Annotated in this window: 36 protein-coding genes; 34 read left to right on the top strand and 2 right to left on the bottom strand. The window is 38.2% G+C overall.

Features of this window, described 5'->3' with window-relative positions; all coding sequences use genetic code 11:
• Positions 1-88: 88 nt before the first annotated feature.
• From M3Z76_RS10615 to M3Z76_RS10550, 14 genes are all read left to right on the top strand, one after another.
• On the top strand, positions 89-1,252 hold the full coding sequence (locus M3Z76_RS10615) for an ATP phosphoribosyltransferase regulatory subunit (protein ID WP_293926401.1): 1,164 nt from the start codon (positions 89-91) through the stop codon (positions 1,250-1,252).
• Entirely contained in the window at positions 1,249-1,872 is a 624-nt protein-coding gene (gene hisG, locus M3Z76_RS10610) for an ATP phosphoribosyltransferase (RefSeq protein ID WP_293926399.1), read from the top strand. Before M3Z76_RS10615 ends, hisG begins: the two co-directional genes overlap by 4 nt.
• Before the next feature lie 16 nt (positions 1,873-1,888).
• Positions 1,889-3,169: a histidinol dehydrogenase gene (gene hisD, locus M3Z76_RS10605; RefSeq protein ID WP_293926397.1), complete on the top strand. Its 1,281-nt coding sequence runs from the start codon at positions 1,889-1,891 to the stop codon at positions 3,167-3,169.
• Entirely contained in the window at positions 3,170-3,760 is a 591-nt protein-coding gene (gene hisB, locus M3Z76_RS10600) for an imidazoleglycerol-phosphate dehydratase HisB (protein ID WP_293926395.1), read from the top strand.
• Entirely contained in the window at positions 3,757-4,359 is a 603-nt protein-coding gene (hisH, locus tag M3Z76_RS10595; RefSeq protein WP_293926392.1) for an imidazole glycerol phosphate synthase subunit HisH, read from the top strand. Before hisB ends, hisH begins: the two co-directional genes overlap by 4 nt.
• Positions 4,359-5,111, top strand: coding sequence for an imidazole glycerol phosphate synthase subunit HisF (hisF, locus tag M3Z76_RS10590; RefSeq protein WP_293926390.1), 753 nt, complete (start codon positions 4,359-4,361; stop codon positions 5,109-5,111). The genes hisH and hisF overlap by 1 nt, the downstream gene beginning before the upstream one ends.
• A complete protein-coding gene (gene hisIE, locus M3Z76_RS10585; protein ID WP_293926388.1) occupies positions 5,108-5,722 on the top strand; it encodes a bifunctional phosphoribosyl-AMP cyclohydrolase/phosphoribosyl-ATP diphosphatase HisIE in 615 nt (204 codons plus the stop codon). The genes hisF and hisIE overlap by 4 nt, the downstream gene beginning before the upstream one ends.
• Positions 5,723-6,028: 306 nt before the next feature.
• Positions 6,029-7,549 carry a tetratricopeptide repeat protein gene (locus M3Z76_RS10580; protein ID WP_293926385.1) on the top strand — a complete coding sequence of 507 codons (1,521 nt, stop codon included), beginning with the start codon at positions 6,029-6,031 and terminating at the stop codon, positions 7,547-7,549.
• 74 nt (positions 7,550-7,623) lie between these two features.
• Entirely contained in the window at positions 7,624-8,568 is a 945-nt protein-coding gene (gene trxB, locus M3Z76_RS10575) for a thioredoxin-disulfide reductase (protein ID WP_293926382.1), read from the top strand.
• A 187-nt stretch (positions 8,569-8,755) separates the two neighbouring features.
• Positions 8,756-9,220, top strand: a complete 465-nt coding sequence (locus M3Z76_RS10570; protein WP_293926379.1) for an NUDIX domain-containing protein — start codon at positions 8,756-8,758, stop codon at positions 9,218-9,220.
• Positions 9,221-9,244: 24 nt separating this feature from the next.
• Positions 9,245-10,126, top strand: a complete 882-nt coding sequence (gene rapZ, locus M3Z76_RS10565; protein WP_293926376.1) for an RNase adapter RapZ — start codon at positions 9,245-9,247, stop codon at positions 10,124-10,126.
• 4 nt (positions 10,127-10,130) lie between these two features.
• Positions 10,131-11,108, top strand: a complete 978-nt coding sequence (locus M3Z76_RS10560; protein WP_293926373.1) for a gluconeogenesis factor YvcK family protein — start codon at positions 10,131-10,133, stop codon at positions 11,106-11,108.
• Positions 11,109-11,155: 47 nt separating this feature from the next.
• A complete protein-coding gene (gene whiA, locus M3Z76_RS10555) occupies positions 11,156-12,097 on the top strand; it encodes a DNA-binding protein WhiA (RefSeq protein ID WP_293926370.1) in 942 nt (313 codons plus the stop codon).
• Positions 12,098-12,190: 93 nt separating this feature from the next.
• Positions 12,191-12,448, top strand: coding sequence for an HPr family phosphocarrier protein (locus tag M3Z76_RS10550; RefSeq protein WP_293926367.1), 258 nt, complete (start codon positions 12,191-12,193; stop codon positions 12,446-12,448).
• Between the two features lie 464 nt (positions 12,449-12,912).
• Here M3Z76_RS10550 and M3Z76_RS10545 read toward each other — a convergent pair whose 3' ends face one another.
• A complete protein-coding gene (locus tag M3Z76_RS10545; protein ID WP_293926364.1) occupies positions 12,913-14,013 on the bottom strand; it encodes a tyrosine-type recombinase/integrase in 1,101 nt (366 codons plus the stop codon).
• An 82-nt stretch (positions 14,014-14,095) separates the two neighbouring features.
• Positions 14,096-14,755 (bottom strand): LexA family protein, encoded by a 660-nt coding sequence (locus tag M3Z76_RS10540; RefSeq protein ID WP_293926361.1) that lies wholly within the window; start codon positions 14,753-14,755, stop codon positions 14,096-14,098.
• A gap of 179 nt (positions 14,756-14,934) precedes the next feature.
• Between M3Z76_RS10540 and M3Z76_RS10535 the strand changes: the two genes are divergently transcribed.
• From M3Z76_RS10535 to M3Z76_RS10440, 20 genes are all read left to right on the top strand, one after another.
• The gene (locus M3Z76_RS10535; RefSeq protein ID WP_107842015.1) at positions 14,935-15,156 is read left to right on the top strand and encodes a helix-turn-helix transcriptional regulator; all 222 of its coding nucleotides are present in this window, start codon (positions 14,935-14,937) and stop codon (positions 15,154-15,156) included.
• 105 nt (positions 15,157-15,261) lie between these two features.
• On the top strand, positions 15,262-15,576 hold the full coding sequence (locus M3Z76_RS10530; RefSeq protein WP_293926355.1) for a DUF771 domain-containing protein: 315 nt from the start codon (positions 15,262-15,264) through the stop codon (positions 15,574-15,576).
• A gap of 165 nt (positions 15,577-15,741) precedes the next feature.
• Positions 15,742-16,212, top strand: coding sequence for a hypothetical protein (locus M3Z76_RS10525; RefSeq protein WP_293926352.1), 471 nt, complete (start codon positions 15,742-15,744; stop codon positions 16,210-16,212).
• A 126-nt stretch (positions 16,213-16,338) separates the two neighbouring features.
• Positions 16,339-16,473, top strand: a complete 135-nt coding sequence (locus M3Z76_RS10520; protein ID WP_293926349.1) for a hypothetical protein — start codon at positions 16,339-16,341, stop codon at positions 16,471-16,473.
• Between the two features lie 195 nt (positions 16,474-16,668).
• Complete coding sequence (locus tag M3Z76_RS10515) at positions 16,669-16,851, top strand: hypothetical protein (protein WP_293926346.1); 183 nt, start codon at positions 16,669-16,671, stop codon at positions 16,849-16,851.
• Positions 16,852-16,935: 84 nt separating this feature from the next.
• Entirely contained in the window at positions 16,936-17,814 is an 879-nt protein-coding gene (locus M3Z76_RS10510) for a hypothetical protein (RefSeq protein WP_293926343.1), read from the top strand.
• Positions 17,814-18,287 (top strand): siphovirus Gp157 family protein, encoded by a 474-nt coding sequence (locus M3Z76_RS10505; RefSeq protein WP_293926341.1) that lies wholly within the window; start codon positions 17,814-17,816, stop codon positions 18,285-18,287. Before M3Z76_RS10510 ends, M3Z76_RS10505 begins: the two co-directional genes overlap by 1 nt.
• A gap of 10 nt (positions 18,288-18,297) precedes the next feature.
• A complete protein-coding gene (locus M3Z76_RS10500; RefSeq protein ID WP_293926339.1) occupies positions 18,298-18,483 on the top strand; it encodes a hypothetical protein in 186 nt (61 codons plus the stop codon).
• 11 nt (positions 18,484-18,494) lie between these two features.
• A complete protein-coding gene (locus M3Z76_RS10495) occupies positions 18,495-18,944 on the top strand; it encodes an AP2/ERF family transcription factor (protein WP_293926337.1) in 450 nt (149 codons plus the stop codon).
• A gap of 33 nt (positions 18,945-18,977) precedes the next feature.
• Positions 18,978-19,679 (top strand): AAA family ATPase, encoded by a 702-nt coding sequence (locus M3Z76_RS10490; protein WP_293926335.1) that lies wholly within the window; start codon positions 18,978-18,980, stop codon positions 19,677-19,679.
• Positions 19,679-20,146, top strand: coding sequence for a DUF669 domain-containing protein (locus M3Z76_RS10485; protein WP_293926332.1), 468 nt, complete (start codon positions 19,679-19,681; stop codon positions 20,144-20,146). The genes M3Z76_RS10490 and M3Z76_RS10485 overlap by 1 nt, the downstream gene beginning before the upstream one ends.
• A 69-nt stretch (positions 20,147-20,215) precedes the next feature.
• The gene (locus M3Z76_RS10480; RefSeq protein ID WP_293926329.1) at positions 20,216-20,419 is read left to right on the top strand and encodes a hypothetical protein; all 204 of its coding nucleotides are present in this window, start codon (positions 20,216-20,218) and stop codon (positions 20,417-20,419) included.
• Positions 20,419-20,787: a hypothetical protein gene (locus M3Z76_RS10475; protein ID WP_293926327.1), complete on the top strand. Its 369-nt coding sequence runs from the start codon at positions 20,419-20,421 to the stop codon at positions 20,785-20,787. Before M3Z76_RS10480 ends, M3Z76_RS10475 begins: the two co-directional genes overlap by 1 nt.
• Complete coding sequence (locus tag M3Z76_RS10470) at positions 20,780-21,127, top strand: hypothetical protein (protein WP_293926324.1); 348 nt, start codon at positions 20,780-20,782, stop codon at positions 21,125-21,127. Before M3Z76_RS10475 ends, M3Z76_RS10470 begins: the two co-directional genes overlap by 8 nt.
• 55 nt (positions 21,128-21,182) lie before the next feature.
• Positions 21,183-23,492 (top strand): phage/plasmid primase, P4 family, encoded by a 2,310-nt coding sequence (locus M3Z76_RS10465; RefSeq protein ID WP_293926558.1) that lies wholly within the window; start codon positions 21,183-21,185, stop codon positions 23,490-23,492.
• A 299-nt stretch (positions 23,493-23,791) separates the two neighbouring features.
• A complete protein-coding gene (locus M3Z76_RS10460; RefSeq protein WP_293926322.1) occupies positions 23,792-24,217 on the top strand; it encodes a hypothetical protein in 426 nt (141 codons plus the stop codon).
• Between the two features lie 117 nt (positions 24,218-24,334).
• The gene (locus M3Z76_RS10455; protein WP_293926320.1) at positions 24,335-24,739 is read left to right on the top strand and encodes a YopX family protein; all 405 of its coding nucleotides are present in this window, start codon (positions 24,335-24,337) and stop codon (positions 24,737-24,739) included.
• Entirely contained in the window at positions 24,736-25,284 is a 549-nt protein-coding gene (locus M3Z76_RS10450) for an ERCC4 domain-containing protein (RefSeq protein ID WP_293926318.1), read from the top strand. The genes M3Z76_RS10455 and M3Z76_RS10450 overlap by 4 nt, the downstream gene beginning before the upstream one ends.
• Positions 25,284-25,469 carry a hypothetical protein gene (locus tag M3Z76_RS10445; RefSeq protein ID WP_293926315.1) on the top strand — a complete coding sequence of 62 codons (186 nt, stop codon included), beginning with the start codon at positions 25,284-25,286 and terminating at the stop codon, positions 25,467-25,469. The genes M3Z76_RS10450 and M3Z76_RS10445 overlap by 1 nt, the downstream gene beginning before the upstream one ends.
• A gap of 41 nt (positions 25,470-25,510) precedes the next feature.
• Positions 25,511-25,774: phosphoadenosine phosphosulfate reductase domain-containing protein (locus M3Z76_RS10440; protein ID WP_295656264.1), on the top strand; the 264-nt coding region annotated here is incomplete at its 3' end.

Genomic DNA, 25,774 nt, shown 5'->3' with positions numbered 1-25,774 from the left:
TAGATGCAATCTAGTCAGAAGCTTGACAACATATTCACTTTATTATACTATCACACTAGTGAATTAAAGTGTATTGAGGTGCATAGCAATGTCTACGATTAAATTATTTGAAAAACCACTTGGGATGCGTGATACATTCCCGCAAACATATGAAAAACTAGAAGCCATTCGAGCACAGGGGCGTCATTTTTTATACGCTCGAGGCTACGATTTTATAAAAACACCATCAGTGGAATATTACGACACAGTAGGGAAGGCGTCTGCTATTGATGACGCTGCTCTATTCAAACTGGTGGATAATCAAGGAAATCTTCTTGTTCTTCGTCCTGATATGACGACCCCGATTGCACGCATTGCAACGGCAAAATTATTAAAGGAAAAAATTCCACAGCGCCTTGCATACTTTGCAAGTGTTTTTCGTGCACAGCAAACAGAGGGTGGACGTCCAGCAGAATTTGAACAGATGGGCATTGAATTAATTGGTGATTCCTCTGTTTTCGCAGATGCGGAAGTTATTATAACAGCGATTCAATTGCTTCAGCAGTTAGGCATTCAAACTTTTACGATTACGATTGGACATGCGCGTGTATTACAGGCAATTTTGCAGCAATATACAGCAACTGAGGAGCAAATGAATCAACTGCGCAAATTATTGGTGGAGCGCAACTATGTTGGCTTTGAAGAGGCGGTTAAATCCTTTGCTTTACCAACGGAAAAAAGCGAGATTTTATTGCAATTTATTGAAGAAGCAATGAACATAAAAACCGTTCTAAATATAGAGAAATATGTAGTCAATCAAAATGAATTAACGTATATGTTTGAGTTGGAACAATTGTTAAAGCAAGCAAATTTAATGGACTATATTACGTTTGATTTTACGATTACAAGCCATATGAATTATTACACGGGTATGCTGTTTGAAGTATTTGCAGTAGGCAGTGGCTTCCCGCTTGGCAATGGTGGACGCTACGATGGACTTTTAGCGCATTTTGGATCAGAGGTTGGTGCGACAGGCTTTGGTTTACGTGTTGACCGCTTATTAGAGGTTGTGCCTGCAAGCGATGCGACATTCACAACAACTTTGCTGTTATTTGAGTCAGCTTTGTATCATGAGGCGTTGCAATACGCAGCAGATTTACGTGCAGATGGTCGTCGTGTGACAATGCAAGCGATTGAAAGTTTAATAGACATTGCTGCATATCAGAAGGAATTTAATGAGGTTGTTTATGTGCAAGAGGAGGGGCAGCGATGACAGAGCTAACAATTGCGATGCCGAAAGGACGTATTTTTACGGAGGCATGCAAAATATTAGAAAATGCAGGCTTCAGGTTGCCCGATGAAATGGAAGAAACACGCAGGCTGATGATTGAAATTCCAGAGGAAAATATTCGCTTTATTTTAGCGAAGCCGATGGATGTGCCTGTTTATGTAGAGCATGGTGTTGCAGATATAGGCATTGCAGGAAAAGATGTTTTATTAGAGCAACAACGCACGGTGCATGAGCTGCTTGATTTAAAAATCAGCGCCTGCTATATTGCCTCGGCAGGGTTGCCTGATACAACGATGAATGAAGTAGCACCTCGCATAGCAACAAAGTATCCGCATATTGCGACGAAGTATTATAAGGAAATTGGTGAGCAGGTTGAAATTATCGAATTAAATGGTTCGATTGAGCTGGCACCGATGATTGGATTAGCGGATCGCATCGTTGATATTGTATCAACAGGACGCACATTAAAAGAAAACGGGCTTGTGGAATATGAGCATATCGCGGATGTGTCATCACGTTTAATCGCAAATCCTGTAAGTTATCGTTTGAAAAGCGCACGCATTCAAGAATTAGTAAGTCGTTTAAGAAAATGCGTTGACTAGGAAGAAGGGCTAATATATGCAAATTACAACATTAACAAACAATATTTCATTAAAGCGCCCATTAGAGGGGGGCAATGAACAGCAACTAGCTGTCGTGCGTGAGGTGCTTGCAAACGTCAAGGCACAAGGCGATATGGCCATTCGTACATATAGCGAAAAATGGGATGGTGTCACCTTGACTGATTTCCGTGTTTTGCAGGAAGAAATAGAGGAAGCCGTTGCTAACTTTGACCAAGTGTTGTTGCAGGATTTAACGGAAGCAGCAGCAAATATTCGCCTTTATCATGAACAGCAACATCGCACAGGTTATAAGTTACCTTTAGCAGATGGCTCCTATTTAGCACAGCGCATTATCCCGTTAGATGCAGTAGGACTATATGTGCCAGGAGGGTCAGCGGCATACCCATCATCGGTCTTAATGAATGTTATTCCAGCACAGGTTGCGGGAGTAAAGCGCATCGTTATTACATCCCCTGCTAGTAAAAATGGCAAATTGCCAGACGCAGTGCTTGTTGCAGCACATATTTTAGGGGTAACGGAAATATATAAAATTGGTGGTGCGCAGGCGATTGCTGCATTAGCTTATGGTACTGAAACAATTGCCCCTGTTGATAAAATTACAGGGCCAGGCAATATTTATGTGGCATTAGCAAAGCGTGAAGTGTTTGGCGAAGTGGCAATCGATATGATTGCAGGACCAAGTGAGATTGCGATTTTAGCAGATGAAACAGCCTATGCAGATGAAGTGGCGGCTGACTTATTATCACAAGCAGAGCATGATGCGTTAGCATGTGCAATTTTAATTACAACATGTGAATCGCTTGCTGAGGAAGTTGCGGAGGAAGTGGAGCGTCAGCTTGCAATATTACCAAGAGAAGCGATTGCACGACAAGCGATTGAGCGCTTCGGTCAAATTTATCTAGCCGAAACAATGGAAATGGCGATTGCCGCAGTGAATTCTTTAGCACCTGAGCATTTAGAAATTATAACGGTCGATGCAGAGGCAGATGCACAAAAAATTACGCATGCGGGTGCTATTTTTATCGGGCGTTACAGCTCAGAGCCTGTCGGTGATTATTTTGCAGGGACAAATCATGTCTTGCCAACAAATAGCACAGCCCGCTTTGCGAGCGGCTTGAATGTAGATGATTTTATTAAGCGCACAAGCGTTGTTTATTATAGTGAGAAAACATGGCAGCAAAACATGCCAAAAATTGCGCGTTTAGCAAGATTAGAAGGCTTAGAAGGACATGCTAGAGCAGTTGAGGCGCGCGGCTGGAAAAAAGGAGAGGTATAGATGCGATACGCGAAAATAGAACGCAACACAAATGAAACGAAAATTGCAGTAGAGCTAAATTTGGACGGAGAAGGGCAGGCACAAATTGAGACAGGCGTACCTTTTATGGACCATATGCTCGACTTATTTATAAAGCATGGTTTATTTGACGGTAAAATTATCGCAGATGGCGATACGCATATTGATGCACATCATACGACAGAGGATATTGGTATCGTTTTAGGGCAAGTAGTGCGTGAGGCATTAGGCGATAAAAAAGGCATTAGGCGCTATGGCAATGCTTTTGTACCAATGGATGATGCGTTGGCGCAAGTTGTCATCGATTGCTCAAACCGCCCGCATTTAGAATATCGCGTCACGCCAACATTAACAGAAAAAGTAGGCACATTTGATACGGAGCTAGTACATGAATTTTTATGGAAGTTTGCATTAGAGGCGCGTATGAATATCCATGTCATCGTGCCGTATGGACATAATACACATCATATTATCGAGGCGATTTTCAAGGCATTAGCGAGAGCGCTTGATGATGCAGTGCAAATTGACCCACGCGTAAAAGGTGTGCCGTCAACGAAGGGGCTGTTAACGTGAAAATAGGTATCATTGATTATGGCATGGGCAACTTATTTAGCGTGGAGCAAGCGTTAAAGCGTTTAGACACGGAGGTTGTTGTCACAGCAGAGCGAGAGCAGCTAAATGCAATGGATGCCCTTATTTTACCAGGGGTTGGTGCATTTCCAGATGCGATGAAGCGGCTGCATGACGCAGGGCTTGCTTCATATATTCAGTCAACAACAAAGCCGCTACTTGGCATTTGCCTTGGTATGCAGCTTTTATTTGAAGAAAGCGATGAAGTGACCTATACAAAGGGACTTGGCATTTTTTCGGGACGCATTACAAAGTTTACGAATATACCACGCATTCCACATATGGGCTGGAATAATTTGCAGTTTGCACAAATACCAACTTGGTTACTAGCATTACAGGATGAGCGCTTCGTTTATTTTGTGCATTCCTTTTTTGCAAGCGACTTAAAGCGGGAGGAGCTTGTCGCATTTGCAGATTATGAAGGTGTGCAAGTACCAGGAATTGTAGCGAAAAATAATTTTACAGGTATGCAATTCCACCCTGAGAAATCAGGTCAATTTGGCTTATCGTTATTAAAGCAGTGGCTGGAAGGTGTGAAGTAATGTTAACGAAACGTATTATTCCGTGCTTAGACGTTAAGGATGGACGCGTTGTCAAAGGGATTCAGTTTGAGTCATTACGCGATGCGGGTGATCCTGTAGAGCTTGCAACATTTTATGACGAGCAAGGTGCCGATGAGCTTGTTTTTTTAGATATTTCAGCCTCTGTGGAAGGGCGTGCAACGATGGAGGATGTTGTCCGTCAAACAGCAGCGACGTTAGCGATTCCGTTTACAGTTGGCGGTGGCATTCGCACATTGGACGATATGAAGCGCATATTGAGAGCAGGTGCGGATAAAGTATCGATTAATACTTCCGCATTGGAGCGACCGAAGCTAATTCAAGAAGGTGCTGATTATTTCGGCTCACAATGTATCGTTGTGGCGATTGATGCCCATTTTTGTGAGGAGGATGGCACATGGATGGTCTATACGCATGGGGGTCGCAATAAAACAGCTTGGCAAGCAATTGACTGGGCACAGGAGGCAGTACGTTTAGGTGCTGGTGAAATTTTATTAACGAGCATGGATCGAGATGGGGAAAAATCAGGCTTTGATGTTGCCTTAACAAAGGCGATTCGCGATGCGGTAACAGTGCCTGTTATTGCAAGTGGAGGAGCAGGGAATGCTGAGCATTTTGCCGAGGTGTTACAAGACGCAGATGCTGCACTAGCTGCTTCCATTTTCCACTATAAAGAAACGAGCGTAACAGCGATTAAAGCGTATTTACGTGATAAAGGAGTTTGTGTGCGATGATAGATGTGAAATTTAATGAACAAGGTTTAATAACGGCTGTTGTGCAAGATGCAAAAACGAAGGAAGTATTGACAGTTGCTTATATGAATGAGGAATCTTTAGCGAAAACAATGGAAACAAATGAAACATGGTTCTTTTCACGCTCTCGTAATGAATTATGGCATAAAGGGGCAACGAGCGGTAACACACAGCAAGTCGTTGCCATTACGACAGACTGCGACCGCGATGCTTTAGTTGTCGAAGTATTGCCAGCAGGTCCAGCATGCCATAACGGTACAACCTCTTGCTTTACAGAGCAGCTTGTACGCAATGAGGATGTTGGCTCTGTCAGCATTCTATCGAAATTAAGCGAGTTAATTAAAGAGCGAGAGCAACAAATGCCAGAAGGCGCCTATACAACGTATTTATTCGATAAAGGCATCGATAAAATCGGTAAAAAAATCGGTGAGGAAGCGATGGAAGTCGTCATCGGTGCAAAAAATCGTGATGCGGAGGAAGTAAAATGGGAAGCAGCCGATTTAATGTATCATTTGCTCGTTTTATTACAGGAGCAAAAGGTCGACATTTACGAAGTATTAAAGGTGTTAGAGGAAAGGCATCAGAAAAAATAAGCTATAGGAAAGGTGTGTTGTTACATGCTTTTCCTATAGTTTTTTATATATTAATTTAAAATTAAAGTGTGTTGAGGAATTTTTTAAGTATGTTCGCATGACTAATGCATTGTTTGTGCTATAATAATATGAAGTTATATAGGACTGTCAAATGTATTTAGGCTGTTGGCAAAGGGCGCGTCTGAAAAGTCATTTTGAGACGTGCCCTTTGCGACGAATGCAAATATTTAGTATATAGGTTAAGGCTGTCTAAAAAGATGCTATCTTTTCAGGCAGCCCTCTATTCTTGTTTCGGAGGAAATATTGTTGGAAAATAAAGAACACCAAAAAGAAAAGATTGTCTCCTTTTTACCGACAGGTGATTATTATTACGAGAAAGCAATAAAGGCACTTGAAAAGGAGCAAATTGATAAAGCTTATAAATATTTAAAGCGCGCAGAAGAATTAAGTCCAGATGATGTAAGAGTGCTAACACAGTATGGACTATTAGAAATAGAGGCTCAAAACTATGAGCATGCATATGAATTGATTCATACGGCATATAGCTTAGAGCCAAGCAATTCAGAAATTGTTTTTTTGCTAGCGGATGTTTCAGGCTGTTTAGGCTTAATGCGCGATGCTAAAAAATATGCGGAGCAATATTTAGCGCAGGAGCCAGATGGTATATATGCGCTTGATGCATATGAAATTTTAGATTTCGTAGAATATGAGGAAAACATTGCAGAGGATGTCGATGAGCAGGATGCGGAAAAATTAATCGGGCAGGAGAAGGCACGCCGCTTTATGGAGCAGGGGGATTTTCAAAAAGCGATTGAGGTGCTAGAGCAGTTAATCGAAAAATTTCCTGATGCATGGCCAGCTTATAATAATTTATCGCTTGCTTACTTTTATATTGGTGAAGCGGAGCAGGCACACGCCTTATTAAAGCATGTTTTGCGAGAAAATCATGGCAACCTCCATGCGCTTTGTAATTTAGCTGTTTTTGCTTATTACGAGCGACAAGAGGAGGAGCTTAAAGGGCTGATGGCATTATTGAAAAAAATCCAGCCTTATGAGTGGGAAAATCGCTATAAGCTTGGCGCTACGTTAGCGTTAATTGGCGAGTATGAAACGGCTTATAAATGGCTACGTTCCATGCATAAACGAGGATATGAAGGCGATCCAGGCTTTTATTATTGGCTAGCACAGTCTGCGTATTTTTCGAAGCAGGAGGATATAGCAAAAGCTGCATGGCAAGCATTGCTTGCTTTAGACCCTTCAAAGGAAGGGCTGGAGCCGTGGCATACGCAATCGCTTGCTACAGAGGAGCATTCATTAGAAAAAAATCGTGAATTAATTATTGAGAAAATTAATAGTAGTTACACATCAGACCGTTTATTTGGCTTTTTTATGCTAAAACATTCACCACATAAGCAGGAAATTGTTGCACACCCTAAATGGATTGATATTGAGCAATATAATGAAGTAGAAAAGCTTTGCTTAGCTTACGCACTTGGGCATGAATTTCAAATGGAAACAGCATCTGAAAAGAGCTTTGTTCGTTTTCTACAAGTAGCTGAAAAATTGTTTGCTGTACATGGTGACCTAAGCTTTACAGCGGCTTCAGCATTACAGCTATGGTTTTCCATTGGAGAAATTGCTTTACGTGCAAATTATGCCTTTAAAAATCCTGTGGCGATTGCAGCAGCGATTGATTATATGCTGCAATCGGCACTTGGCGAAAATATAACAAAAAAGCAATGTGCTGAAAATTATTGTGTAGGTGTAGCAACATTAACGAAGTATATGAATGAGTTATTAACATTCGTACCAACAAAGGCTGAATAGGCATTTTATTTGAAACTAGCTTTTGAATTGTATACGATGAGGGCAGTGTAGTTGAGCTTTAAGGAGGATTTTTTATGACAGAGGAAAAAATTTACGATGTAGTAATTATTGGTGCTGGTCCAGCAGGTATGACAGCTGCGGTTTATGCATCTCGTGCCAATTTAGCTACGCTGATGATTGAGCGCGGTATTCCAGGCGGTCAAATGGCAAATACAGAAGAGGTTGAAAACTATCCAGGCTTTGATCATATTTTAGGCCCAGAATTATCGACAAAAATGTTTGAGCATGCCAAAAAATTCGGTGCTGAATACGCTTATGGTGATGTATCAGAAATCATTGACGGAGAACAATATAAAACGATTGTTTCTGGTAAAAAAGAATATAAAACACGCGCCATTATTATTTCAACAGGTGCAGAATATAAAAAGATGGGTGTGCCTGGCGAACAAGAGCTTGGCGGTCGCGGTGTAAGCTATTGTGCGGTATGTGATGGAGCATTCTTTAAACAAAAGAATTTAATCGTTGTCGGTGGAGGAGACTCTGCTGTTGAAGAAGGCGTCTATTTAACGCGCTTTGCAGATAAAGTAACGATTGTTCACCGTCGCGATAAACTACGTGCACAAAAAATTCTTCAAGATCGCGCATTTGCCAATGAAAAAGTAGATTTCATTTGGAATGCAACAGTAAAAGAAGTGAATGAAGAGAATGGTAAAGTAGGTAGTGTAACATTAATATCTACAGTTGATGGCACGGAAACAGAAGTAAAAACAGACGGTGTATTCGTTTATGTAGGAATGGTTCCACTAACTGCACCTTTTGCACATTTAAATATTTTAAACGAAGCAGGCTATGTTGTAACGAATGAAAAGATGGAGACAGCTGTACCAGGTATTTTTGCAGCTGGAGATGTGCGTGATAAAATGCTACGTCAAATCGTAACAGCGACTGGTGATGGCAGTATTGCTGCACAATCCGCACAGCATTTTGTTGAAGAATTAAAGGAAAAGCATAATCTTTAATTGAACTTTAATAATGCTGTAACTTTCTTGCAACAATAAAAGGGTATACTAAATGTATTAGTGAATCTCCCTTTTTGAAATTTTTTAGGTTGTTTCTGCTTATTTGCAGAAGCAACCTCTTTTTTGTGCTTAAAATGTCGCAAGCAATGTATAATGAAAAATAGCAATTCAATTAGAGGTGAGAAATATGCAAAGAATCGCCAATTTATTAGCAATACAGGATGGAAAAATATTATTATTACAAAAGCCGAGGCGCGGTTGGTATGTAGCACCAGGTGGAAAAATGGAGAGCGGTGAATCCATTTATGATGCAGCAATTCGCGAATTTCAAGAAGAGACAAATACAACGCCGCAAAATGTTCATTTAAAAGGTGTTTATACGATGGTTATTAAGCGAGACCAAGAAATCGTCAATGAGTGGATGCTTTATACATTTGTCGCACATGGTATTGCAGGTGTTCCTTATAAGGAAACAAAGGAAGGTGTGCTCGGTTGGTTTGATATTGAGCAATTACATCATTTACCAATGGCTGAAGGGGATCGAACAAATTTATTGTTTGTTGCATCACAACAAGGGATGCAATATGGTACTTTTGAATATACAGAGCAATTTGAGCTTTTAAAAGAAACAATACAAAATTCACAGGAATAATAAGTGAAGGGAGAACTATCGATTATGGAAAACCAAGTATATGCACAAGAGCTAGTAATTATTTCAGGAATGTCAGGTGCTGGAAAGACGGTGGCAGTGCAAAGCTTTGAGGATTTAGGTTTTTATTGTGTCGATAATATCCCGCCAGAGCTACTTACGACATTTTTAGCCTTAATGCGTGATTCAGAGCGAAAAATTTCACGCATTGCTGTTGTGATGGACTTGCGCGGACATCAATTTTTTGAGTCGGTACCAGAGGTGTTAAAGGAGCTGGCAAATCAAGAGGAGACTCAAGGCAATATTTTATTTTTAGATGCTGATGATGAAACCTTAGTGAGACGCTATAAAGAAACACGTCGCTCACACCCTTTAGCGCCAGCAGGCTTATTGCTAGACGGCATTAAATTAGAGCGCCAATTGCTTGCGGAAATTAAAAGCCAGGCAAAAACCGTTATTAATACATCCAAGCTGAAGCCTAGAGAGCTACGCGAAATGATTACGAGCAAATTTGCACATTCAAATAAGCCAATTTTTTCAGTGAACGTTATGTCCTTTGGCTTTAAGCACGGTATGCCAATCGATGCAGATTTAGTATTTGATGTACGCTTTTTGAAAAATCCATATTATGTGGAGGAGCTACGTCAAAAGACAGGCTTGCAAACAGAAGTTTCCTCTTACGTTTTAGCAACAGAGGAGACACAGCAGTTAATTGCTAAACTAACAGATTTACTTCAATTTATGGTGCCTCTTTATAAAAAAGAGGGGAAATCACAGCTCGTCATAGCCTTTGGTTGTACAGGTGGGCAGCATCGCTCTGTGACATTAGCTGAATATTTCGGAAAGCTGCTTAGCCAAATAGAGCATACTGTCGTGACACATCGAGATATTAAACATAGAAAGGCTTGATGAGATGGAAAAACACAATAAAAAAATCGTAGTCATCGGTGGGGGCACAGGGCTTTCTACCGTTATACGAGGGCTAAAAAAGAAGCCCTTCGATATCACGGCTATCGTAACGGTAGCCGATGATGGCGGGTCTTCAGGGCGCCTTCGCGATGATTACGATATTCCGCCACCAGGCGATATACGTAATGTCATTGCTGCACTTTCTGATGTGGAGCCGCTCGTTGAACAAATGTTTCAATATCGTTTCGCTCATTCGGAGGATTTAAGTGGACATTCATTAGGGAATTTAATGCTAACAGCATTGACGGATATTACAGGTGACTTTAGCCATGCTATCGCAGAAATGAGCAAAGTATTAAATGTACATGGCAAAGTATTACCTGCTTCTAATAAAAAAATAACATTGCATGCCGAGCTAGTAGATGGAACATATATTGAAGGCGAATCGCGCATTCCACATGCAGAGGCAGCAGTAAAGCGCGTATTTTTATCGCCCCAAGATGTAACACCATTGCCAGCAGCAATTCGTGCGATACATAGTGCAGACTATATTTTAATTGGCCCAGGAAGCTTATATACGAGCATTATCCCGAATTTGTTAGTAGAAGAATTAGGCACCGCCGTTATTCGCTCAAAGGCGGAGAAAATATATATTTGCAATTTGATGACGCAAAAGGGTGAAACGCTAAATTATAGTGCAGCAGACCATATTGAAGCGATCCATGCACACATGAAAGCACCATTTATTCAAAAAGCACTTGTTAATAATTTTGCGATGCCACAAGAAGTGATTGATAGTTATCAGGCTGAATGTGCAGAGCCTGTGGAAGTAGATGTGGAACGCATTGAGCAAATGGGTATTGAAGTGATTCAAAAGGAAATCGCCCGCATTAAAAATAATACGGTGCGCCATCATGCAACGAATGTAGCGCAATGGCTAGAAGAATACAGCGAACAAAAACAAAGAAAAAAGAAAATGTAGTTTGGCTATAAAAGTACGAACCGCAACGAAGAAAGGGGGAACTACCGATGTCGTTTGCATCAGAAACAAAAAAAGAGCTAACACAGGTCGAGGCTGATGATGAGAGCTTAAAGGCGGAGGTTTCTGCATTAATTCGCATGAATGGCTCTTTATCATTTACAAATCGTCAGCTTAGCTTAGATATTCAAACGGAAAATGCAGCAATTGCCAGACGACTTTATACAATCGTCAAAAAGCTTTACCCATATAATGTTGAACTACTTGTGCGTAAAAAGATGCGCTTAAAGAAAAATAATGTATATATTTGTCGTGTACGTGAAGGTGCACGTGAATTGTTAACAGATTTGCAAATTATTTCAGATGAATTTCAATTTAATCATGACATCTCTGAATCCCTTGTACAAAAAAATAGCCATAAAAGAGCCTATTTACGTGGAGCCTTTTTAGCAGGGGGCTCTGTCAATAATCCAGAAACATCGTCCTATCATTTAGAAATTTATTCGTTATATAAAGAGCATGGTGAAGCACTCGCCAGCTTGATGAATACATTCCAGCTAAATGCCAAAACGATTGAACGGAAAAAAGGCTTTGTGACGTATTTAAAAGAAGCGGAGAAAATTTCAGATTTTTTAAGCTTAGTAGGAGCACATCAAGCAATGCTAAAATTTGAAGATGTGCGCATTGTGAGAGATATGAGGAACAGTGTAAACCGCATTGTAAACTGTGAAACGGCGAATTTGAATAAAACGATTGGAGCAGCGTTGCGCCAAGTTGAAAATATACGCTATATTGATAATGCTATCGGATTGGACCAGCTACCCGAAAAGCTGCGCGAAATTGCACGCCTACGTGTAGAATATCAAGATGTAACATTGAAGGAGCTTGGTGAAATGGTATCAACAGGCGTTGTCAGCAAATCGGGTGTTAACCATCGCCTGCGCAAAATTGATGAAATTGCTGAAGCACTTCGTCGTGGTGAAAAAATATAAAATAATTGTGAAAACGAATACATTGTCCTTTTTCTATTAATTCGGTAAGATAAAGCTAGATAGATGAACGGTATAGGAAAGGGAGAAACGTAGATGATTGAAAACCAAGTAGAAGTTAAATTGAAATCAGGATTGCAGGCGAGACAGGCGGCGCTTTTTGTACAGCAAGCAAATCGCTATAAATCCGATATTTTTTTACAAAAGGATAATAAAAAAGTAAATGCAAAATCCATTATGGGCGTCATGAGCTTAGCGATTGCTAGAGGCACACAGCTGACTTTAATTGCTGCTGGCGACGATGCTGAAAAAGCCGTTGCTACATTGACGCAATTTATTGAACAGGAAGACTAAGAGGGAAAAGCGATGTATCAATGCAGAGAAGCCTCACGCGAAGAAATTCAATTTGTTGAGGATGAATTAGCAAAATATAAAATTTTTTGAAAAAATAAAATAGCTGCCAGAAAAGTCATAGCTTTTCTGGCAGCTTTCTTTAATTAAAACCGATGTAAGTTTAAAGAGAGGTGGATAAGGCTCCATCGGTACAGTGTGATTTCGCCTTTATCCATGGACTCCCTCTTATGAGTCAATTAGGCTGCTAAAACTAATTGCTCATAAATCAGGTCTTGCTATACAAAATATTATATTGAAACAGTAAAATGGCGCCCTCGGAGGGAATGAATTAACCCCTCGTAGGACTTGATATAATAATGTTTTGTCTTTTATTTGTGTAAAATTTGTGTAAAATATTTTATTTTACGAACAAGAATAGACAACGTTTGAAATTTTATCAGATTTTTTATTAATAGTCTAGTCTATTATTGATATAAATTTAATACAATACTTTCATCTTTTTCTTTAAGCTCTTTTAATACGTGTGTATACGTATTGTAAGTTGTTGTAATGTCAGCGTGTCCTAAGCGTTCTGACACATATTGTATAGTTGTGCCTGCATAAAGTAAAGACGATGCGTGTGTATGCCTTAAAGCGTGAATAGTGACTACATCAAATTCTAAAGTCTCTAAAATATTTTTTAAAACTTTATTAACAGCGTTATTAGTTACGACCAACTTCTTACTAAAAGCGGAATAAAATATTAGATTATGGGGGCGTTCCGGCAGTACCTTTATTAACTCTTTAAATATATTCATTATCTCAGGGGCAACTGTAATAACACGTGGTTTGCTATCAGCTTTCAATTCCCCGAATTCATTTACATCGTCTTTTTTATATTTCCATGTTTTATTTATATCTAATGTATTATTATTAAAATTAAAATCATCATCAGTTAAACCTACTAATTCACCATATCTTGCTCCTGTTACTAAAGCTAGTAAAAGCATATAACCTGATAAGTTTTTTGGATTTAGTTGTTCAATCAAATTAAAGTACAATACTTTACCTTCCTCAAAATTCAAATATTTATCTGTTTCTTTTTTTGCTTTAACAGTATGGTACAACTCAATTTTTTGTGTAAAATCATGCAATATTAAACCTTCAAGAACTGCATCTTTAACGCAAGCCCGCACATGCGTATTAAATTTCCTTACCGTTTCTTTTGATTTACCTTGTCCGTATTGATTTATAAATGCTTGATATTCTTGTCGAGTAATTTTTTGGATAGGTCTATCTGCGAAGTGCTCTTTTATTGAATTCTTAGAATTAATATAACGATTATACGTTGTGTAATGTCTATTCTTTTTAAATGTTTCGATCCAGTTAGTAAAGTATTCTACAAATGATTGGTTTTTAACTATTACAGATGCACCTTTTCTTAAACTTCTTTCAACTTCTTCTGCTGCCGCTTTCGCTTCACCTTTTGTTCTGAACCCGCTTTTACGAATAGGTTTAAGTTTACCATCAACCATATTACTAATGGTATATTGCCATGTAGAGCCGCGTTTTTGATAACTTGCCATTATAGTATCTCCTTTCGTATATAAGAAAAGACCAAGCGAATGAGCAAGGTCTTTCTTTTTTTAATTAATAAGCGCTTGTTAATTAATCAACATTGACGATGTACAAAATTACTTTTCCGTGTATGCATAAGTTTTCATCAGTGTTTTTAAATACATAATCGTGAAACTTTGGATTGTTCGAATTTGATTTAAAAATCAACTCGTTATCATCTCGATAAAAAGTTTTGACCGAATAGTCGTAGTTATGACTGTACACTACAATGTCACCGTCTTTTATGTCCTCCACAGTTTGAGGAAGAACGGCTATTAATGAATTATGCGGGAATAAATTATTCATGCTGTCACCATTTACTCGCATGAAGTATACATTTTTGTTACCTGCATACTTGCCTAATAATTCATCAGCTATAGCGATTGTATCGTAGTTTGTTATACTATCAATTTCGATTGGTAAGCCTGCTGAAACCGAAAAAGGAATGTATCGGTAATAATTACGTTTACTTATATCATACACAACTCCATTTTCTTTTATGGCCATTTCATCAGATATAAATTGTAAACTGTCTGTCGTAATTCCAAGACCCCTACATATCTTCATTACGTTATCTATAGAAGCTTTACCAACTCCACGTTCTAATATTGATTGCAATGTTGTTGGCGGTATACCAATATGCTTTGCAAACTTTGTTCTACTATCCCACTTTTCATCAATCATATTTTTTATATATTCTGTTCTGCTCAATTACTTTCACCTCCTTATACTAATATTATATACGAAATTTCGTAATTATACAAGGTCCTTTTACTCATTTTCGTTTAATTTTAACGAAAAAACGTTTTTTTGCATTGACTTAAAACTCAATTACGTTTAATATTCGTATTAACACAACGCAATTGCGTTTTCGGAAGGAGTGAAATCGTATGAATAAAAAATTCCCGAACTTAGAAGCCGAACTGGCAAGAAAAGGAATTCAGCGTAAAGACATTGCAGAAAAAATAGGCGTTCGTGTTGCTACAGTTTCGGACAAATTGAACGGTAAATACCCGTTCACCTTAGATGAAGCTACTGCAATAAAAAATATTTTCTTTCCTAATTTATCTATGGATTATTTATTTTCGGAAGTTGCTAATATGGCAGTTTAATAATTTTCAAAGCGCTGTGATACCGAGCTAAATACGGTATACATTCGGACTTATAGCTTATATAACGGTAGCAACGTTAATGAATAAATAGAGAGGTGAAATTGCATGCAGGCTTTACAAGTAAATTTAACTGTTAGTATTCCTGAACACCTTGTACTTGTCGAAAAAATAGAGTATGAACAAATGCAAAAAGAACAACTATTAGGGCGAGCGTGGACAATGGATGATTTAGAAGAACGTACAGGTAGAGGTCAATTGTGGCTTAAATCAAATTTATTGTATGTACCAAAATTCAAAGAACAATTGAAAGATATAGTTCATTATCCAAATGTACAAGGAGAAAAATGGGCGTTTAAAGCAAATGAAATGGCGCAATTTTTGAATGATAATTTTCATCTTATATACGGAGGTACAAAATGAATACAACAAACAAGCAATGGTTACAAATGACTGTGGAGGACAAGCAAACGGCGTTAAGAAAGGTGGCTAAACAATGAGTTTGAAACGATGGTTATCGTATCCATTACGCAAGCGACTGGCAAGCGTAAGTAACGCAATTAATGCGACAAAGGAGGAAGTTATCAAATGGTATTAAAACCTACACTAACTGTGGATGGCAAGGAATACGAGGTGTTTAGTTTAACATTTCGTGATGGAGTAGCAGATTCAGTAACTATTTTCGACAAAAGTCAAAATTGCATTACTTACCGTAATGAAAAACTTACAAGTTCCTATATAGAAGAAAATCTAAAATTAGACTTTTCAAAAGCTCTTAGATTCATAGGAGTTAAAGAAAAGATTGCTAGTGAACGAGAAAAATTGATTGCACATCTTGATGAAATGCATGAGCGAGAAAATCAAGAATTAATTGAACTAGCAATAGATGCAATGGAAGGCAATGCAGAAGAACCGTTTGCATTAAATCTAGTAGACAAGCAACGAGATTACAAGTTTAAACAGCAACGTTTAATGGGATTGCTCGATGCTATCGAGGAAGTCAAAGCCTATACGGAAGGATATTACGCTTATGGAAATGATGCAGAAGTTGAAGCGTAATAACGTAATCAAGCAATTAAACAAGCTTGGTATTCATGAAATCGAAGGACGGTCCTTAGATGATGTTATGTATTCAGACTTGCTTAAAAAGCTTGTTAAAGCTCGCTTGAAAGGTGGTGAGAGTAAATGATGAACGAATTAAAAAATTACCGTAAGCATGATGCGAAATTATCAGCAGACGAGTTGAACCGTAAGTTTAAAACGTGGTATCACAAAACATTTAATCGTCCGCAAAAGTCACGTCATAATCGTACAAAGTGAGGTTGTAAATAATGAAACGTTACAAATTAGTTCCTGCAAATAAAGGATTTTGGGGTAGATTTGCAGCACGAATGATGTTTCAACGTGATAACTTGCGTATAGAAAACAAACGATTACGTGATGCACTTGAACAAATAGCGAATTCTGATGGGTGGACTTTAGAACCGTATCCACTATGTACAGCAGAGCAGGCTCATGAAAGATGTATTGAAGCCGCTACTAAGGCATTGGGAGTTGATAACGATGGATATTGAGCACCCTGACATAACTCATGTTAACCGTACAGGCTATACAAGGGAACAATGGAGAGCCATCCACAGAAATGAAGTGGATAACGAACACGACAAATCTGAATGGGATGACCATGAGGATGAATAAAAACTCGCTAACTATTGCAGTAGTTAACGAGCGCAAAACAAAATACTACAGTGCTATTGTAGCACACAAAGGAGAATATCTTAAATGACAAAGTTTAAAATCGGAGAAAAGGTTAGGCTTTTGAATGGTGGTAATGTTTATCCGTTACTTGGTTTTGAAAACGGACAAACCTACACAGTTGTTGGATATACATCAGATACTTTTGGTAGAGATACAAGAAAACGTATTAAACTCGAACGAAATAGAGCTTATGGATATGCTCTCCCTTGTGATTTAGAGTTAGTCGAATCAAAAATAACTAAAAATCAACGTATCACAGCATTAGAAAATGAAGTTAAGCGTTTAGACAAATTTAGCGAGGGCTTAAGAGGCGAGTTAACAGGTGCGTTAAAGAGAATTGAATTACTTGAAGCACAGCTTGTTGAAAAGGTAGCAGTTGTCGAAAAATCAGCAAATAAGCAGCGTGCCGAAATGATTAAAAAGGCTAAAGAGTTTGTTAAAAAATATCAAGCTGTACGTGCAGGCGATGAATCTCATAGAGAGGGAAACAAGACTTGTCAACAATACTATTATGAAACTGAATTTATTGTAAAGGGCAATAAAGTAACAGCTTTAATTCGTTGGGTATCATGTGGCAAGACAGTGCAGAAAAAGGTACGACATGTCGGGCGCGCTCGTTGTACACCTACTGACGTATTTAATGAGTGGATTGGCAAAGCCATCGCATTAGGACGAGCATTAGATTTAGATGTAAGCGAATTTGAACAGGCGGTACAGCCTATAGTGGCGGTAGGTCAATTGATTGAAGTTTGTTTTTTAGATAATAAGCCAGCTGGACGTTTCTTAGCTGTTAGTGGAATTGATACAAATGGATATCCTACTCATGATAATGGTACGTATACGAGCCATTATAAAATCATCAACGACACAGACGCTCAATATTTAAGCGAGGTGGTTGAATAATGGCAACACTCTACGAATTACAAGGAGCGTTATTGCAAATCCAACGCATGATTGAGGACGGTAACGAAGGCTTAGAAGATACACTCGAATCAATTGAACTTGCGACAGCGGACAAGCTGGAAGGCTATGCAATGGTGATTAAAAATGTCGAATCTGACATTGAAGGTTTGAAGGCTGAGGGAAAGCGTTTGGCTGAGCGCCGTAAGGCAATGGAGAGCAACGTCAAGCGCATGAAAGACAGTATGTATGAAGCATTGCTAACTGTGGAAGGCAATCGCTTAAAAACGGATAAATTTACATTCAGCTTGCGTAAATCAACATCGGTGCAAATTGTTGATGAATCGCTTATTCCACAGCAATTTATTCAAACTGAAACAAAAATCAGTAAAACAGAGCTATCAAAAGCACTTAAAAATGGTGAATCAATTGCAGGTGCTAGCTTAGTAGAAAATCAATCATTAAGTATTCGATAGGAGGTAAATAATGGGCTTACTAGGTATTCTATTAATCGTGTTTATTTTATTAAAAGCATTTAGTGTCATTGATTGGTCATGGTGGTTGGTGTTCATTCCTGCATACATCATAGGTGCAATCGTGATTGTTCAAATTTTATTATTTGTTGTCATTGGTACAAAAACTCGTAAAGAGTTTAATAAATTCAAATGGTAGGAGGTAACCCAATGAACGAAGTAATTACAATTCCAGTTAGTCGTTTTAAGTCATTGGACAATATTATTGCTGAGATAAATAAATCTGTGGACGGCAAAACAGTAAAGGGAATATTCCTCAATCGCACATCGCTGTTAAAAGGTGAAATCGAAATTATTACTAGCCCTCCACAGATTGTAGAAGTGGAAAAGGTAGTCGAAAAAGAAGTAATTAAAGAAGTGCCTTTAAAAGTTATCAATCAAGTTAAAAAACAACGTGGCGCTACTTCACAATATAGAGGTGTTGCGAAAAAGGGAAATCATTACTATGCCATGATACAGGTTAATGGCAAAAAGCATTGGTGTGGGTCTTACTTACACGAATCAGCAGCAGCTGAAGCATACGACAAAAAAGCTTATGAGCTGTTAGGCGATAAGGCAATTTTAAACTTTCCCGAAAACTATGAAAAGGCGGCTAAATAATGGCTAAAGAAATAAATGAGGAGTGTGGAAGGCTTGCAAATTACAAGCGCTAGCGAAATGAAAAAAGAAGAAAATTTTTGCCAACTACTATACGCAGAACCAGGCGGGGGAAAAACATCTACAATGCAATATTTAGAGGGTAAAACATTGTTGTTGGATATTGACCATACTAGCCGTGTTTTAGCTGGTAAAGAAAATATTGATATTGCAAAGATTGATACAGACAACCCAGAAGCGAGCATTAAAGAGTTTTATGTTTATGCCAAAAAAAATATTGCAAACTATGAAAATATCGTAATTGATAATCTATCACACTATCAAAAATTGTGGCTGATGGAAAAGGCAAAAAACACTAAAAGTGGTCAGCCTGAACTAAAAGACTATGGTATTTTTGACAATCATTTAATCGGCATTGTCGAAGCCTTCAAGGGGCTTGGGGTTAATGTGATATTTACAGCTTGGGAAACAACAAGACAAATTACGCTTGAAAGTGGACAGCTGTACAATCAATTTTTGCCCGACATTCGCGAAAAAGTAGTTAATCACATCATGGGCATTATCCCTATCGTTGGACGATTAGTACGCAATCCACAAACAAAAGTACGTGGCTTTATATTAAGTAAATCAGATGGCACGTTTGCTAAAAATCAATTAGACAATCGTGAATTTTGTTTGCAAAATGAAATTTTTACAATTGGCGATGTAGTGCCATCCACAGAGGAGGAAAATAAATAATGTCATTCTTTAAATTAGATGTAAATAACGTATCAAGTAGCTTTGAATTAGTAGCGGAAGGGAAATACGAAGCGAGTATTGTAAATGCTGAACCTGGTAAAACGCAAGCTGGAAAGGACAAGCTTTCCGTAGACTTTGAAATTCGAAGCGATGTTAACCAACCACATCAAGGCGCTAAAATTTTATATAATACGTTCACATTTGAGCATGAAGTATCAGTTAAAATCGTAAACTCGTTAATTGCTGCTTGTGGGTTCCCACACGGACACCCATTCACTTCACCGCAAGACATGGCTAATCAATTGATTGGGAAATATTTAGAAATCAATGTGAAACACGAAAAAAATACGAAAGACGGTCAAGAACGAATTTTTGCTAAAGCAAAATATTATGACGTATCGAAAGTAAATCCACCACAACAGGCAGGGGCGCCAATTACAGTCGGCGATGATGCGTTACCATTCTAAAACTAAATAGAGGGCTCTTTTTCGGGGCTCTCTTTTCTTATACCCAAATTCGGTTATGGAGGGCTGAAAATGGCTAAAAACGATGCATATAGCAACGAAAAATTACAAAAAATTAAGGCGCAATTTCCGAATGAATTGACGTTTAAAACTTATTTGGAATTATCCAATTTCGGATTGAGCGACAAGGATATTAAACGCATGTATAAAATCAGTACAAACGTTTTTCAGTTTTTTAAAAGTAATCATATGAAGGTATTGGGAGGGAAAATATAGTGGATATTCAAAGCGAAATTAATAGCAATCATGTGCTTAGTCAAGTGCAAGAATTATTGATTAATCAAACTGAAAAAGGTATTGAAAAATATGGTCGAACAGTGCGGCCGAGTGAGCTATCAACAGCCGAATGGCTGGACCATGCAAGTGAGGAAATCATTGATTTATTGGTTTATTTGCAAGTGTTAAAAATAAAAACAGGTACTAATTATCTTAGCTCTTTACTAGCAGAAAATAAGCAACTATGTAAGGTGCTTGGAGATATTCGGAAAGTCTGTTTAGATGCGAAGGAAAGCTATGTAGAAGAAAGTGTAATTGACAGCATTTTAGAAATCATATCTATGGCAGGTGGGGAATCAAATGAATGAAAAAGTGAAGGTTAGTCGTGAGGTTGCGAAAGCGATTGAATATGTAAAAGAAAATTATAAGTTTGAAAGTTCGTTGCGAGTGCATTTAAGCGAAAATTGGCATTCTAGTCATTTGCGATGTTTAAAAGAACTTTCGACAGAAGCTTTTGTTTCATTGTTACTAAATGGTTACGAAATCGAAGAAACGCCGGAAGAAAAATTGTTAGCAACTTATCAACGTCAACGAACTTGGCAAGAAACGAATGACCCGTATGACAGACGAGCGCATACAGCATACGGAAATGCGATTGTATATACATTAGATACACTAGGTATAAAAATCAAAGGCATCAACGAATGAAGGTGAGAAAGTGAAAACACCAATTAATTTTAATGAAATACCATCGGAATTACGAATGCTGCCCCAATGGATATTGTGGAAGGCGGAGAAAAAAGGCGGGCGCTATACAAAAATACCATATCAAGTTGATGGAAATGAAGCTCGTTCCAATGATCGCCGCACATGGTCTACATTTGCAACAGCGGCGAAGTTTTATACAGAAACGGACGCTGACGGCATAGGCTTTGTATTTAGCCGACAAGACAACTACATCGGCATTGATATTGATAAATGTGTGACGTATGCGAGTGATGATAAAGACAAAGTAAACCCAATTATTAATGATTTTGCACAAGAGGTCATTAACGCGTTGGACAGTTATACAGAGTTTAGCGTATCAGGTACAGGCATTCACATAATCATCAAGGGTAGCCTTCCACAGTCTGTAGTGGGAACTGGACGTAAAAGTACAAAGCATGGCTTAGAAATTTACCAATATGGCCGTTACTTTACGATGACTGGTAATCGTGAAAATTCAAACGAAATTTATGACCGAACGGACGAGTTGGCAGAGATTTTCGAAAAGTATTTTGACGATTCGGACGTACAAGGTCGTGTGAATTTAGCAGAGTTCGAAAAAGATGAAATTAAGCTGTCAAACGAAGCACTTTGGGAAAGAATGTTCCGTTCGAAAAGCGGCGATGAAATACGGTCATTGTACAACGGAAATTTAATAAACGATGACCATTCATCTAGTGATATGGCACTATGTAACCATTTGGCTTTTTGGACTGGAAAAAGCGCTTCAAGAATGGATTCAATGTTTCGTGAATCAAGTCTTATGCGTGATAAATGGGACAGAATTCACTTTTCCGATACAGGGGAAACATACGGCGAAAGAACGATTGCTACAGCTATTTCTTCTACCACTACAACAGTGTTAGACCATCAAAACGACAGTGAATTTTCATTTGCCGTCCACAGTGATGATGTAGAGGAAGTAGACAAGCCAGCTAAAAAATTTAAGCTAACTGATTTAGGTAACGCCGAGCGAATTGCATACGAATATGGTCATGTTATCCGCCATGTAAATACGGTCGGGTGGTACATTTGGAACGGCAAGCATTGGGAGATTGATACTAAAGGAAAATTACAGCGATTAGTCGCAAAGGTAGTGCGTAAATTAGGTAAATCAGAAGATGAAAACGAGCAAAAATGGGCGCGCCATTGCGAAAAACATAATGTGCGCGAAGCTGCTATTAAAGATTTACGTGTTTTAGTGCCGGCGGACCGCGAAGAATTTGACCGACATAAATATTTGCTAAATGTCGAAAATGGGGTTGTGGATTTAAAAACAGGAAAATTACAGCCACATGACCGAGAGTTGAAACTTACAAAAATAACAAATATCTATTATGACGAAAATGCAAAATGTCCGAATTGGTTAGCATTTTTAGACCAAATATTTTTAGGTGACAAAGACTTACAAGAATATATGCAACGTTTAATTGGTTACTCGCTAACAGGCGATATCAGCGAACAAATCATGATGTTTTTGGTTGGCGGCGGCTCAAATGGTAAATCTACTTTTATCAACACTATTAAGGACCTCGTAGGCGAATATGGTAAGCAAGCTAAATCAGATACGTTTATCAAGAAAAAAGAAACAGGCGCTAACAATGATATTGCTAGATTAGTAGGAGCACGCTTTGTATCTGCGATTGAATCAGAGGAAGGGGAAAAGCTTTCCGAATCATTTGTAAAGCAAATTACAGGTGGTGAGCCTGTCCTAGCTCGCTTCTTGCGTCAAGAGTATTTCGAGTACATTCCAGAATTTAAAGTATTCTTTACCACTAATCATAAGCCGATTATTGGTGGCTTAGATGAAGGGATATGGCGCCGAGTTAAATTGATTCCATTTGATTTAAACTTGCCAGCACACAAACGCGATAAAAAGCTACCCGAAAAATTATCGCTTGAAATGAGCGGAATACTCAACTGGGCGATTGAGGGCTGTTTAAAGTGGCAGAAGGACGGATTAAAAGAACCGTTGGTTGTTACAAAAGCAACAGGTCTATACAAAGAGGATATGGATATATTAGACCCTTTCCTTGTCGAATGTTGTTATGTGGATAAGGAAAATGAATCAATCAAAATTGAAGCGCAAGAGCTTTATAAAACGTATGACAGTTTTTGTTACACGGCGAAGGAACGTGTTGTTGGAAACAGAAGTTTTTACCGAATGTTGGAAACTAAAGGATTCAAAAAAGAACGTGGTGCAAAAAACAAAAATTTCTTTTTAGGAATAACTTTACAGGAAAGAGCGTCTAAATGGGTTACGGAAGAATCATCAAAAACAGCGAAAAGTAACTTTAAGCTAGTTTAAGTAACCCTTTAAATTCTTTAAGTAACCCGCAGAAAATCAGTAATATCAATACTTTGTAGTTATTTTGTTACTTTGGTTACTTAAATATATATAAAATAAAAAAATAAAATATATATAAAGATACTACTATAAGGGCGTAATGCGATTTCCGAGTAACCTTTTTAACCCGAAACGCTTAAAGTCTTGTGGCTGTAAGTGTAAAGTGGGTTACGGAAAAGTAACCCGGGTTAATTAAGGGGCATAAAAACGACATATTCAAAAAATTAAGTAACCCGTAAATTGTAAGGAAGTGGAAAGCGGTGGTTTTATATATTTTAGCTCAAATTTGGAAATTTGGTGGCGTGATTGAACGTGATGAAAGTGACGGTCAACTCGAATTAAAAAACCATCAAAAAATACCGTCAGAAGTTTTAAAAGCAGCCGAGCCTATTTTTGATGAAATAGATGCCTACCTCAAATCTGTGGAGGGCATGAACGCAACAGACATGACAGCATGGAAAATGATAGTTGCTTTGGCTGGTTGGCAACGTAATGAATCTATTGGCAATTTTTTAAACAGTGATGAAGTAGCTTTAAATCTATTTATGGACTATCAAGCTAAGTTAGCTGTGAACGGTTGGGGAGAGCTATACGAGGATTGGCGAAAATATGAAAATGCCGAAACGGAACAGCTCAAAAAACAAATCTATGAACGTGCTATTTTACATGCACGTCAAAATAAGTGATTTAAGCGTGTTTTTAGGCGTTTTAGATTAAAGGTGATAAATAATACTACTTTGATATTAAAACGCCTTACAGAAAGCGCTAGATAGGTAAAAATGATATGTTAGGGGGTTTTTATAGTGAGGGAAATTAAATTTCGTGCTTGGTGCAATGTTGAAAATAAAATGTATTGGGTAGGCGAAGAAGAATTAATTCATTTTTATTTTGATAGTAACAGTATTGTAGCAGATAAATTAATTCCTGATGATTCGGTTGAGGGGTTTTATGCTGAAAAGTTAGAACATCTGCAATATATGCAATACACAGGCTTAAAGGACAAGAACGGCGAGAAAATCTATGAGGGGGATATCTTGAAATTCGAACATAAAGAGGGCTACGCTAATGAACTGCAAGTAGTCACAATGGATGAATGGTGTTGGGGAACGGATGAGTACGCTTTTTACGAAATAGTAGAGCGTAAGTATGTTTTTGAAGTCATCGGCAATATTTACGAAAATCCTGAATTGCTAGGTGATACAAAATGATTCATTACCGCTTTGCTGACAAAGAAATTGACGCACTGTTAAAACACTTAACCATCATCATGGACACTAGGGAAAAATCATCTATGCACATCATCGAATATTTCAAGCAAAAGGATATTCCGATGAAATTGCAAAAACTTGATACAGGTGATTATAGCTTTATGATTCCGTCCAATGAGGACACGCAAAAACTAGGGATAACACGTGATTTATATTTCAATTCTTACGTTGAGCGTAAAAATTCCGTTGACGAAATATGCGGTAACTTGCAAAAAGATACTCAACAAGCATTTATCAATGAGTTGATTCGCTCACAAGGTAGCAAATTCGTTATCTTTGTGGAGGACCCGCATTTTGACCGTAATTTAGCACAAGGGAATTACCGTAGTCGATACGACCCAAAGGCTTTACGAGGGCGATTAGATAGCCTGCAAGCGAAATATAATTTCGAAATTCGTCCAGTCGAAAAGGACATGATGGGACATGTTATTTTACACAGGTTTTTATATCAAGCAAGGTATTACCTAAAAAATGGGGTGTTCTAATGCTCAATAAACATGGTATTCCAATTTGTAATATTGGTAATAAGCGTAAAAAACCAAAAGAAAAATTAAATACAAGAACATTCCTCACAACTGTGGAGGGCGTAGAGGTCACGGCTGTGATTCCTGACTTCTCGCCTATCTGTCAGTTGCTAGTTAAAGAGGGTTGGAAAGAAATTGATAACTAAGTATTTGAACCATTAAGCGTAGCAAAAAAGAGGTGATATTCATGATTAAACAAAGTTATGACGATGGCAAAAAGCATGTACATGTGTTGTCGTTCGGCGGAGGTACACAATCTACAGCATTGTTGCTAATGGCTTTAAAAGGCGAGATAAACGGTGTCATTCCAGACTACATCATTTTTTCTGATACAGGTTGGGAACCACGCAGTATTTATAATTGGGTGGACAAAGTTAATAGCTATATTAAACAAAAATATGGGCGTGAAATCATTTTCACTAACGGAGGAAATATTCGTGAGGATTTTATA

It is taken from the genome of Metasolibacillus sp., from assembly GCF_025291715.1.
Taxonomy (GTDB): domain Bacteria; phylum Bacillota; class Bacilli; order Bacillales_A; family Planococcaceae; genus Metasolibacillus; species Metasolibacillus louembei.
This window is presented reverse-complemented; position numbering and strand designations above follow the sequence as displayed.